The following is an 11,674-nucleotide window of genomic DNA, read 5'->3' as shown; positions in this document are numbered from 1 at the left end:
AGGTCCACAGTAGTAACATAGGAACACAGTAGGGAAATTTCTTGCAGCGGCTGCCGCCAGTGACCTACTGATCTCAAGCCTGTTCCCTAACAAATGAGTTAAGGGGGAGGAAAGCCTCAATAAAAGTTATATAGGAGTAACAAGTTTTGATACTACTGGGCATAAAAAAACAGCTACAATTGCTTGTAGCTGCTTCGTTTTTGAGCCCCCTACCGGGATCGAACCAGTGACCTACTGATTACAAGTCAGTTGCTCTACCAGCTGAGCTAAGGAGGCATCCTTTAAAAAGGTGATGCAAATATATAATCGTTTGGGTTTCTTTTCAAACACTTTCCCCTTATTTTTTTAATCTTTTTTCCAATTAAAATATAACTATCTGATTTACAAATAGATTTTTCTAACTAAAAATGATCAAAAACTTTCTTTCCTGCGATCCTTTCATTGACAAAGCATTTCTTGTTGGGGATTTCTTCCGGAAAGTAGTTGACCGGACTGTTGATGAATATGCCAGGCCCGGTACATAAAAAACACTCCCATAGCAATGAACAGGACAGGGTAGAGTTTTTTGACCAGGTTCCGGATGTGCAATTGGACAAACTTACCAGCTACCGCAACACTAAACATCATCGGTAGAGTGCCCAACCCAAACAGAAACATATACCCCATCCCGTTAAGGGCATTTCCACTGGCCAAGGCCCCGGTCAAACCCATATAGACCAAACCACAGGGCAAAAAACCATTGAGCATCCCGATGGTAAAATACGTGGAGAAACCTGCTTTTTTCAAATAGAGCCCTAACTGTTGCCTGACCCAATTCATCCAACTACCTATCAAAGGCAAGCGAGATAACAAATGATCCGGATTGATTGCAAAAAGGCCTACGCAAAGCATAAAAACCCCTAACAAAAAGGTAATATACAATTGATAACCTAAGACAAAAGCCAGGCTTTGTCCGATAAGTCCGGCTATCGCTCCCAGTAGACTATAGGTAAAGGCTCTTCCCAAATTATATAGTAAGCGCTCTATCAAAAGTTTCCAGGTATTTTGCGTTTTCCCCTGAATGGCTAAAGCAATAGGGCCACACATACCCAGGCAGTGAAAGCTGCCCATCATTCCCAAAAGAAATGCTGTCCATACCATATCTATGTAAGGTTCGTCATAGAATTTTTTCTTTAAAAACTTTTGTTAAGCCAGTCATCTGGCAAGCTATGGTTTCACAAAAGTCTGTTCATCGTAGAAGGCTTTTCCATCTTTTGTCCATTCAATCATTACTTTCCACATACCGGATTGTACTTTCCGGGCCTGTACAGATTGAAGTGTTTGTCCACTATTTCCCAATGCTATTTCAAAATCCCATTGAGGATTGGAAGGACGTAAAAAGGTAATCTTTCCTCCTTCACCGGTTCCACCGGGAATATTTACCAAGATGGCCTGCATCGAGGTATCATATTGCAAGGTAGGTTTCACTCCTAGTTCTTGTACATTTCTGACCTTTTCCATCTGTTCGTCATACACCAACTCCTTTTCATAATAATTTTCTACCATCAAGTGATGCGGATGGTTCGTTGTTTGATAAACGGCAGTCAAAAAGGTTGAACAAACGATGATAAAAGCGAGTGTAATGCCGTGTCCCCAGTTGAATTTCATGGATGTATAATTTAAGGTTTGAAGGACTGATAGTTAAAGGCCGGAGGTAGATTTTGAATTCTCCCTTCCAGGCCTTTCTACTTTTTTAGAGGTAGATTTCTGAATTAATTAGGCCCGTAAAACGTGGTGGATACGCTTTCCAAAAACTTCCCATCGGTATAAACTTCCATCTCGATAGGTGTTTTCATTCCTTTCAGTTTATCAACAGGCAATTCAATAAAGAAAGCTCCGTCTACATTTTGTTCGGCTTTCAAAAGAATGGTTTCGCCTACGATTTCAACTGTTCCTCCCTCCGGTTGTTTGAGTTTCAACTCAATAGGCAAATCCTCAGAGGTTTTGTTCACAACTTGTACTGTATATAAATTGCGAATATTTCCATTCTCTGCTTTATGAAACATTTGCCCGGGAGCTCTTAACACTGTTGTCTCAACAATTCCTCTGGAAGTCAAGGAATAACCGATTACACTGAGTAACACAACCAATATGGCTGTGTACCCCATCAATCTTGGCGTAAATTGAAAAGGCTTTTTCGCTTCGATATTTTCTTCAGAAGCATAGCGGATAAGCCCGCGGGGCTTTCCGATTTTATCCATCACGTTATCGCAAGCATCGATACAAGCAGTACAGTTCACACATTCCAGTTGTACACCGTTACGAATATCGATTCCCGTAGGACATACTTGTACGCATAATTTACAATCGATACAATCTCCTTGTGACTGGTTGGCTTCCGTAACTTTATTTTTCTTTAATTTTCCTCTAGGCTCTCCTCTCAGGTAATCATAAGCAACGTTGATGGTTTCTTTTACCAGTAATACACCTTGCAAGCGCCCATAAGGGCAGACAGTTGTACAAGCTTGCTCACGGAAACTGGCAAATACCCAATAAAAGACCCCGGTAAATATGACCAATGCAGTAAAAATAGTCCAGTTTTCTGCCGGAGGAAGTGTTACCATGGCGAGCAGGCGGTCACCCCCTACGATATACCCTAAAAATGTATTAGCAATCAGAAAAGACAAGAAGAAGAAAATGGAATATTTAAAAGTCTTTTTCCGGATTTTTTCGGAAGTCCAGGGAGCCGCATTTAATTTCTTTTGTTGGTTGGCATCGCCTTCAATCCAATATTCAATCCGGCGAAAAACCATCTCCATAAAAATCGTTTGGGGACAGGCCCAACCGCACCAAATCCGGCCAAATGCTACCGTAAACACCACAATGAAAATGATAAAGAGAATCATTCCCAATACAAAAATGTGAAAATCCTGTGGGGTAAACAGACTTCCAAAGATGACAAACTTCCGCTCAAGGATATTCATCATCAATAAAGGTTGACCACCAATTTTCAAAAAAGGGCCGGAAAACAATAAGGCTAATAAGAGGTAGCTGGTCCACTTTCTCCAAGTATAGTAGCGGCCTCCGGGCTTTTTAGGATACACCCAAACCCGCTTTCCACTGGTATCTACCGTGGATATAGCATCGCGGAAGTTTTCTTGGTATTTGCTATTTGTAGTAGCCATTGCAACGCTTTTTTAGATGATTAAGAAGTTAGTTAGTAATTGAAAAGGTTTGTTATCTTTTCGAATGAAAAAACACAATGATGGTCGAGCAACTATGGTCAATAGGTAGTAAGTTGATACCAGGGGAAAAGTCATTATGTCCTCTTGGCTTGCCCTACCGGGCTCCCCTCCTTTAAAAGAAAAGGAGGGGAACAATTAGGTATTAATAAAAGTAATAGGTATCAAACAGGCGGATTAGCTTTCCGGTACATATTTATCTCCTTGAGGTGCTTTAGGATTGGGAGGATTTGTACCTTGTAAAGTCAAAATAAAGCTTGAAACTTCCTGAATTTGCTTCGGCTTGAGTTTGTCTTGCCACGGCAACATTCCTTTTTCTTTCACTCCGTATTTAACAGTTTTAAAGACATCGTTAACCGAACCGCCATGCAACCAATACTCATCTGTCAAATTCGGCCCTACCCCTCCTTCACCGGCTCCACCATGGCATACTTTACAATTTTGATCGTAAATTTTCTTTCCGGCAGAAATTCCTGCTTCTTCACTGATCAACTCAACATTATTTTCATTGATTGAGCTTTCGGCTTTTGCCAAATACGCCTGGACTTCCGCTTCGGCTATTGCCATTTCCGTTTTAAACTCCCCAACCGAAACCGGATCAGTGCTTCCATAATGAAAGATAAACAGGTATACCACCGAAAAGACAATGGTTACATAGAAACCGTATTTCCACCAAGGTGGTAAATCGTTGTCCAATTCCTTAATCCCATCATAAGCGTGATCAAGCATAATATTCTCTTCCTTGGACACAGGTATGGCTTTGTTAAATTTATTCCAAAACCATTGTTCGAAACTTTCCGAAGCCTCTTCTTTGGAGTCGGACGAAGGGTCCATTTTATGTATTAAAATGCGGTATACCGCCAGGATTTGGAACAAGAGTACCAAGGCTAATATGACCAATAGGCCTACGATCATCAAGATACCGATCAACGCCAGGTCGTATTCAGTCATCAAAGCAGAAGCGGTTTCTTGTTCTGCCGCCCCGAAAGCCTGACTCCCTCCCAAAAGGCCCATTGCTACAAACAGCGATCTACGGATATATTGTTTAGTTTTTTTCATGTTGACAATCATTGTTTTCAAAATCAAGAGGCATACTTTCTAACTCATTCAAATCGTCTTTTTTCAAGCTCAAAGCATATAAGATCCAGGCACTGAAAAAAAGGAAGAATAAAATCAGCCCGATGACTGGAAAAATATCTATTCCCTCAATGGATCGTAAAACATCCTTATACATAGTGAAAAGTATTAAAAGCGGGCAGTAGAGCTACCCGCTACAGGTTTATTTATCGGGTACTTTTTCTGCGTTTTTGATATCCGTGCCCAGGCGTTGCAAATAGGCAATCAAGGCAACAATCTCCGTATCCGGCTCTACCGCGATCTCATCGTTTTTCAAGCTTTTGACAATTTCTTGTGCCTGAGCCATCAAATCTTGATTTGCCTGGTGTTCGTAACCTCTTGGGTAAGGCACTCCCAAGGTTTGCATTGCCGAAATTTTGCTTGCGGTGCTAGCCGTATCCAATTTGTTGGTGATCAACCAAGGGTAAGCCGGCATGATAGAGCCTGGTGACATGGTTCGTGGGTCGAACATATGTTTGTAATGCCAAGAGTCAGGGTATTTTCCGCCCACTCTATGCAAGTCGGGCCCGGTACGTTTTGATCCCCATTGGAACGGATGATCGTAAATAAACTCTCCGGCTTTTGAGTAATCGCCATATCGCGCCACCTCTGAGCGGAAAGGCCGTACCATTTGAGAGTGACAGGTATAACAGCCTTCTTCCACATAAATATCTCTACCTTGTAATTCCAGTGGAGTATAAGGTTTCACAGAGCTGATTGTGGGCACATTGGACTGCACTAAGAAAGTCGGCACAAACTCTACAATGGTTCCTACCAAAATCATTACACAACTCCAGATCGTCATTTGTACCGGTCTTCTTTCGATCCAACGGTGCCAGTGGTGATCTTTTTCGGTGTATTTCTTTTCCATAGCCGGGGCACTGGCCGCTTCGTTTGCTTGGAAGGTTCCCGCACCCATGGTTTTGGCCAAGTTGTAAATCATGGTAATCACCCCAACAAGGTACAATGCTCCACCCAGTGCTCTGAGTTTGTACATAGGAAGAATTTGAATGACAGTTTCTAAGAAGTTAGGGTATTTCAAAAATCCGTCAGGAGTAAACTCTTTCCACATCAAACTTTGTGTCCAACCGGCCCAATACAAAGGCACGACATAAAAGACGATTCCCAGTGTACCGATCCAGAAATGGAAATTGGCCAGTTTGGTAGAGTGAAGTTTTGTCTTGTATAATTTAGGGATTAACCAATAGAGGATTCCAAAAGTGATAAAACCATTCCAACCAAGAGCACCTACATGTACGTGAGCCACAATCCAGTCAGTATAGTGAGCAATGGCATTCAGCGATTTCAACGACAACATCGGCCCTTCAAAAGTCGCCATCCCATAGGCGGTCACCGCCACTACAAAAAACTTCAATACCGGCTCTTCCCGTACTTTGTCCCAAGCTCCCCGCAAGGTCAACAAGCCATTCAACATTCCTCCCCATGACGGAGCGATCAACATCACAGAAAAGACCGTTCCCAGAGATTGAGCCCAGTCAGGCAAAGCGGTGTATAACAAGTGGTGAGGACCTGCCCAGATATAAATAAAGATCAACCCCCAAAAGTGAATAATCGAAAGGCGGTAAGAGTAGATCGGCCGGTTGGCAGCTTTTGGGATAAAGTAGTACATCAAGCCTAATACCGGAGTCGTCAGGAAAAAGGCTACCGCATTATGACCGTACCACCATTGTACCAAGGCATCCTGCACCCCTGCATATACCGGGTAACTTTTAAAAAAGGAAACCGGTAATTCAATGTTGTTGACAATATGCAATACCGCCACTGTCACCCAGGTAGCCAAATAAAACCAAATAGCCACATACAGGTGCCTCTCCCTTCTTTTCAGAATCGTGCCCAACATATTGATACCGAACAGCACCCACACTACGGTGATGGCAATATCAATAGGCCATTCCAACTCAGCGTATTCCTTGGAGGAACTAAAACCAAACGGTAAAGTCAGGGCCGCAGAAACAATAATCAGTTGCCACCCCCAGAAGTGAAGGTTACTCAACACATCGCTGAACATACGGGTTTTACAAAGGCGCTGTAAGGAATAGTACACCCCCATAAAAATACCGTTCCCCACAAAGGCAAAAATCACTGCATTGGTATGCAATGGGCGAAGCCGGCCAAAGGTTAATTGCGGCAGTTCAAGAACATTAAAAATATGGCTGGTCATCTGTAATGCCACTAGCAACCCGACTAACATCCCCACCAGCCCCCAGACGGTGGTTGCAATGGCAAACTTCCTGACAACAGCATTGTCGTACTCGAAATGCTCTATATTACGCACCTCTTTCTGACGTTGACTCAGATCTGGTTGTTGTACTTTTGTGATCATCTTCAAATAAAATTCTAATACTTGGTGTATAGGTATCTTCGTATTGATTGGATTTTACAGACCAAATAAACGCCCCCAAAAAACAAGTGGCGACAATCAGACTGATTCCGATAAGGATAAAAATGACGCTCATAAGGCTTGAGAAGTAGTTAGGATCAAAATTAGACGGAGAGGAGTTGCTATTTTATGACCCTGGTCATATTCGGAAAAAGAGATTTGATGACCTTTATCATATTAATATCAGAAGGTTGAAGGAAGGAAGGATTGAAGGATTGAAGGTAAGCAAGATAGATTAAGGGAGAATATTTGTCTGATGAATGCTTTTTCAGCATGAAGCATAAAGAAGCGGGGTTTACTACTTTTGTCGCTTAGCATATTCCGTCCTGATTACCGGATATTGTTGACTATCTTTGAAGAAGGAGAAAACACAATTGACTATGGCATTATTTCGAAGAAATACTTCTTCTGAAAAGAATGAAAAAATCAAACTAAATAAAAAGAACCTTAAGGGTTTGCTGGGAATCTATCACTACATGTTGCCTTATCGCAACTCCTTTATTGCCGGATTTATTTGCTTGCTGTTTTCCAGTACAATCCTGATGGCATTTCCTTACCTGACCGGAAAGTTAGTCGATGTTTCTACAGGCAAGTCCACCTGGTTATTTACCGAAATAAATCAGATTGCTTTAGCTTTATTAGGTGTGTTAGTAGTGCAAAGTATATTTTCTTTTTTCAGAATATTCTTTTTTGCCCGGGTCAGTGAGCACGCTATGGCCGCCATCCGAAAAGCGTTGTACACGAAATTCATGTTTCTCCCGCTCGCTTTTTTTGATCAACGCAGAACCGGAGAGCTCACCAGTCGCATTACCGCAGACATTTCCACTTTACAAAATGCCTTCAGTGTAACCTTAGCCGAATTGGTCCGGCAAAGCAGTGTGCTTTTAATTGGCATTGGGATGCTCTTAGTTACTAATGCCCGCCTCACCTTGTTTATGGTGGCTACCTTTCCCGTTTTGGTACTGGCCGGCTTACTGTTTGGTAAGTTTATCCAACGCTTGTCCAAAGCTACTCAGGATGCATTGGCCAAATCGAATATTGTAGTGGAAGAGACTCTTCAAGCAGTCAGTATGGTAAAAGCCTTTACCAATGAAAAGCACGAGATTAACCGGTACTCCCAGGCACTTGGCCAATCTATTCGATTAGCCTTAAAAGCAGCCCGGTACCGGGGAGCGTTTGTTTCTTTTCTCATCTTAGGGCTTTTGGGTGGTATTGTATTAGTACTCTGGTTTGGAGGAAAAATGGTCCACGAAGGGAGTATTTCCATTGGCGATCTTACTTCTTTTATTATTTACACCATGTTTATAGGCGGTTCGATCGGAGGCCTGGGCGATGTATACGGCAATTTGCAAAAAGCGGTAGGAGCTTCTGAGCGAGTGCTGGAAATTTTGAACTTGGAGGATGAGTTTTCTCATTCTAAACCTTTTGAAAACAAGCTGCGATTAGATGGACAAATTGAGTTTTCTTCCGTTTCGTTCTCCTACCCTACCCGAAAGGAAATTCATGTATTAAAAGACATTCATCTATCTATCCGACCGGGCGAAAAAATCGCCTTAGTAGGGCATAGCGGAGCGGGGAAATCCACCGTCATTCAAGTGCTTTTACAATTCTATTCGTTGGATCAAGGTCAAATCCTGATAGATGGCAAAGCCGTTCAAGACTACCCATTGGAAACGTACCGGGCCAATATTGGCATTGTTCCTCAAGAAGTGATTCTTTTTGGAGGATCGATTAGGGAAAATATTGCTTATGGAAAACCCCATGCCACCGAAGAGGAAATATACGAAGCCGCCCGGAAAGCCAATGCCTTGGATTTTATCGACTCTTTTCCTGACAAAATGGAAACTTTGGTAGGAGAAAGAGGAGTAAAACTTTCCGGAGGGCAACGGCAACGCATTGCTATTGCACGGGCCATTTTAAAAGATCCTGCTATTTTAATTCTCGATGAAGCGACCAGTTCGTTGGACGCTCAGTCCGAAGCATTGGTACAAGAAGCATTGGACGAATTGATGCAAGGAAGGACCAGTATTATCATTGCCCACCGCCTGGCTACCATTCGAAAAGCAGACCGGATTTATGTCTTGGAGGAAGGTTCCATTGTAGAAGAAGGCTCTCACGAAGAGTTATTACAAGACAAAAGTGGAATTTACAGCCATTTGATTCAACTGCAATTCGACTTGAAAGAAGAAGCGCTCAGTGAACAATAAAAGACCGGAAAAATATCCGCACAGTGGTAAAAAAAGAACTGCACAGCAAACTCAACACAGATGCTTGTCATTCGCATTGAAAGTTTACTCTACAGTTCTCTAATCTAGGTTGTATGCTTATACCGTTTCGCTAAGGAAGTGATTAAACGTATCACCACGCAAACCTAAACGGATCGTTTCCAAAGGAATCACTTCGTTGGGAGCAATATTCCCCAAGTTTACATTTGCTCCAATCAATTTGATAAACCAAACTTGCTGCGCTTTTTGAGGAGCTTCCCAGATAATTTTCTCAAAAGGGATTTTGGTTAAAATTTCTTCTACCAACCCTGATCGAACTTCCCCGGTGGAACGGAACAAACCTACGTTACCACTTTCCCTGGCTTCCCCGATCACTTTCCAGGCTCCGGCATCCAGTTCTTTCTGCATCAATTCGATCCATTTGTAAGGAGGAATGATTTTTTCGGCATCTTTAGAGCCTACTTCAGATAAGACGGTTACCTGTTTTGAAAGCGTACTGATAAATTCACATTTCTGATCGTGTGGCAATTGGATAGAGCCGTCCGAAACTTCAGTAAATTGCATTTCCAGGTCATCCAACAACTTCCGGAAATCGTCAAATTGATTTCTTACCACAAAGGCTTCAAAGAGTGTTCCGCCTAAATAAGTCGGAATTCCGGCCTCTTTATACAACTGTAATTTTTCTTTCAGTTTAGGATACACATAAGAGGTTGCCCATCCCAACTTCACGATGTCTATATAATCGGCTGACGACTCCAAAATGTCTTCTGTTTCCCGAAGAGATAGTCCCTTGTCCATCGCCATGGTAAAACCGTACTCTCTAGGCTTTTGTGTCCTTTCAGGAATTTGCTTAAGAAAAAAGTTCATAGTACAAAATTGGTAAAAATTTGAATCACATATCCAACTACCTCGATAGCCTTATAGCATGATGTTATGCAATACCAGATACACCACAAGTATATTGTCCGTCACTTGACGCCAATTCCACTTGTTCCATATCTAGGCTTTTAATTGCTTTATGATTTTATAAATCGTTTTCTGCATTTCGATATCTGTAAAAAATTCATACAGTTGCGTATGTTTGTCATGGTCTAATAACAGGCCTGTCTCTAGATAATGACAAGCATGTTCCAAATGACCGCTGGCCAAATAATAAGCACCAATTCTATAGACCAAATCGGCATTCTCAGGCAGTTCTTCCAGGCCATCGCGTATGATGGCCAAAGCCAAGGGATAATTGGCATCGCGAAAATAGATTTCCGACCATTTTAACCAGACCTCCGGGTTATACGGATTGATTTTACTGGCACTTTCGTAAGCTTCCAAGGCCGCTTGAGCATTGCCCAGTTGGTATTCGGCATTGGCTAGTGCCAACCAATACAGGTCATTTTCCTGGTTGTAGGAAGTTGCTTTATTCAGAAAATGAACGGCAGACAGCCATTTGCCTTGGGCTTGCAAACAATTACCCAAGCCGAAATAGGCTTCGTCATTTTCTTTATCCAACTCTAAGGTGCATTTGTAATAGCGTATGGCATTGGAAAGGTCTCCGGCCTTTTCTTTACTCATGCCCAGGCAGCAATATACCTCGGGCGAAGGCCCTTCTAACTCCACCGTTTTACGAAAAGACTCATAGGCCTCTTCAAATTTCCCCACGTCAAAATACGCATTCCCCAAATTAAAGTGCCCTGCCGCATAATTTTCATCGACCAAAGTGGCGTATTCAAAGGCTTCAAAGGCTTCTTTGCTGTAATTTAGTTTGGCATAGATGACACCCAAGTTATTCCAGGCGGGTGCATTATAGGGATTTTTGTCTATATATTCTTGGTAGAAATCGATACAGGAAGGCAACATACCGATCATTTCCTTACAAAAGGCATGTTCATGAACTACTTCTTCAAAGCCTAACTCCAGTTCCAATGCTTGCTCGTAAAAGATTACGGCCAATTCAAACTGCTCGGCCGTTTGCAATACCAAACCGGCCTGATACAGCACATCTACTTGGTCTTCGGCTTTGGGAATGGCTAATTGAAAATAGTCTACCGCTTGCTGATAATCTCCCAAAACGGTAAAAAGATTGCCTTTGCAAAACAGGATTTCAAAATCTTCCGGCTGACGAACTTCCGCTTGCTCGAGCGTTTCCATAGCCTTTTCAAACTCTGTCATGGAAAGCAGAATTTTGGCTTTGATCACGAGCAAATCTGTAGAAAAAGGATAGAGACCCGTGGCAACATCGCACGCTTGTAAGGCCACTTCCAAGCGGTCCGTCTGAAACAGATACTCAATCATTTCTTCAAAAGTATTGAGTTCAAAATATACAGATTGATTAGATGCAAGCATCTCTTCAAACTGCTTTATCGCCTCTTCCAAACCTTTTTCTCTTCTAAAGTTATCCGCCATCAACAATGTTATTGGTTATGATTTTACTAAACCAGCAAGAACCTGATGTATTCAAAAATCCTGGGTTTAGCGCTGCAAAAATAATCAAGATTCTACACAAATCACTAGCGGAGAGAGGGATTGTTTCCGAAGCCCCCTTCACTAGACTGACAGGTGTATGAGCTTCTTTCGGCTAAAATGCCCTTAAATCAGGACCAACCTCTATTAAGAATACACTTTCATTTTTTCAAAGGCCTTCGGTTATTCTTTCATATGGGTACATACCCAATCCAACGTTGCGTTCAAGTTCCGGAATTCAAAATTGAGATATTGAC

9 protein-coding genes and 1 tRNA gene are annotated in these 11,674 nt (G+C 42.2%); 1 reads left to right on the top strand and 9 read right to left on the bottom strand.

Translation table 11 applies throughout. The annotated features are described in order from the left end of the window. Positions 1–203 precede the first annotated feature (203 nt). The 7 genes from AAG747_RS00720 to ccoS all read right to left on the bottom strand — a co-directional run bounded on the left by AAG747_RS00720 (position 204) and on the right by ccoS (position 6,814). Positions 204–276: transfer RNA gene (locus AAG747_RS00720), tRNA-Thr, on the bottom strand. A 162-nt stretch (positions 277–438) separates the two neighbouring features. Beyond that, positions 439–1,140, bottom strand: coding sequence for a sulfite exporter TauE/SafE family protein (locus tag AAG747_RS00715; protein ID WP_346819194.1), 702 nt, complete (start codon positions 1,138–1,140; stop codon positions 439–441). Positions 1,141–1,206: 66 nt separating this feature from the next. After that, positions 1,207–1,647 (bottom strand): FixH family protein, encoded by a 441-nt coding sequence (locus AAG747_RS00710; RefSeq protein WP_346819193.1) that lies wholly within the window; start codon positions 1,645–1,647, stop codon positions 1,207–1,209. A 104-nt stretch (positions 1,648–1,751) separates the two neighbouring features. Beyond that, positions 1,752–3,164 (bottom strand): cytochrome c oxidase accessory protein CcoG, encoded by a 1,413-nt coding sequence (gene ccoG / locus AAG747_RS00705; protein WP_346819192.1) that lies wholly within the window; start codon positions 3,162–3,164, stop codon positions 1,752–1,754. Between the two features lie 234 nt (positions 3,165–3,398). Beyond that, complete coding sequence (locus AAG747_RS00700) at positions 3,399–4,280, bottom strand: cbb3-type cytochrome c oxidase N-terminal domain-containing protein (RefSeq protein WP_346819191.1); 882 nt, start codon at positions 4,278–4,280, stop codon at positions 3,399–3,401. A gap of 220 nt (positions 4,281–4,500) precedes the next feature. After that, a complete protein-coding gene (ccoN, locus tag AAG747_RS00695; protein WP_346819190.1) occupies positions 4,501–6,681 on the bottom strand; it encodes a cytochrome-c oxidase, cbb3-type subunit I in 2,181 nt (726 codons plus the stop codon). Continuing rightward, entirely contained in the window at positions 6,626–6,814 is a 189-nt protein-coding gene (gene ccoS, locus AAG747_RS00690) for a cbb3-type cytochrome oxidase assembly protein CcoS (RefSeq protein WP_346819189.1), read from the bottom strand. The genes ccoN and ccoS overlap by 56 nt, the downstream gene beginning before the upstream one ends. 304 nt (positions 6,815–7,118) lie before the next feature. Between ccoS and AAG747_RS00685 the strand changes: the two genes are divergently transcribed. Next, positions 7,119–8,945 carry an ABC transporter ATP-binding protein gene (locus tag AAG747_RS00685; RefSeq protein WP_346819188.1) on the top strand — a complete coding sequence of 609 codons (1,827 nt, stop codon included), beginning with the start codon at positions 7,119–7,121 and terminating at the stop codon, positions 8,943–8,945. Positions 8,946–9,062: 117 nt separating this feature from the next. Here the strand turns inward: AAG747_RS00685 and AAG747_RS00680 are convergent, their stop codons facing one another. Together AAG747_RS00680 and AAG747_RS00675 are read right to left on the bottom strand one after the other, a co-directional pair. Further along, a complete protein-coding gene (locus AAG747_RS00680) occupies positions 9,063–9,830 on the bottom strand; it encodes a phosphosulfolactate synthase (RefSeq protein WP_346819187.1) in 768 nt (255 codons plus the stop codon). A gap of 132 nt (positions 9,831–9,962) precedes the next feature. After that, the gene (locus tag AAG747_RS00675; RefSeq protein ID WP_346819186.1) at positions 9,963–11,360 is read right to left on the bottom strand and encodes a tetratricopeptide repeat protein; all 1,398 of its coding nucleotides are present in this window, start codon (positions 11,358–11,360) and stop codon (positions 9,963–9,965) included. Positions 11,361–11,674 lie beyond the last annotated feature (314 nt).

This window comes from Rapidithrix thailandica, from assembly GCF_039710355.1.
Lineage (GTDB): Bacteria > Bacteroidota > Bacteroidia > Cytophagales > Flammeovirgaceae > Rapidithrix > Rapidithrix thailandica.
The sequence above is the reverse complement of the archived record's forward strand: the minus strand, read 5'-3'. Positions and strand labels throughout refer to the sequence as shown.

What these genes read in the sequence shown, in the direction of transcription:
- AAG747_RS00715 (WP_346819194.1), bottom strand. Translation starts at nt 1,140, where the DNA reads ATGGTATGGACAGCATTTCTTTTGGGAATGATGGGCAGCTTTCACTGC.
- AAG747_RS00710 (WP_346819193.1), bottom strand. Translation starts at nt 1,647, where the DNA reads ATGAAATTCAACTGGGGACACGGCATTACACTCGCTTTTATCATCGTT.
- ccoG (WP_346819192.1), bottom strand. Translation starts at nt 3,164, where the DNA reads ATGGCTACTACAAATAGCAAATACCAAGAAAACTTCCGCGATGCTATA.
- AAG747_RS00700 (WP_346819191.1), bottom strand. Translation starts at nt 4,280, where the DNA reads ATGAAAAAAACTAAACAATATATCCGTAGATCGCTGTTTGTAGCAATG.
- ccoN (WP_346819190.1), bottom strand. Translation starts at nt 6,681, where the DNA reads ATGATCACAAAAGTACAACAACCAGATCTGAGTCAACGTCAGAAAGAG.
- ccoS (WP_346819189.1), bottom strand. Translation starts at nt 6,814, where the DNA reads ATGAGCGTCATTTTTATCCTTATCGGAATCAGTCTGATTGTCGCCACT.
- AAG747_RS00685 (WP_346819188.1), top strand. Translation starts at nt 7,119, where the DNA reads ATGGCATTATTTCGAAGAAATACTTCTTCTGAAAAGAATGAAAAAATC.
- AAG747_RS00680 (WP_346819187.1), bottom strand. Translation starts at nt 9,830, where the DNA reads ATGAACTTTTTTCTTAAGCAAATTCCTGAAAGGACACAAAAGCCTAGA.
- AAG747_RS00675 (WP_346819186.1), bottom strand. Translation starts at nt 11,360, where the DNA reads ATGGCGGATAACTTTAGAAGAGAAAAAGGTTTGGAAGAGGCGATAAAG.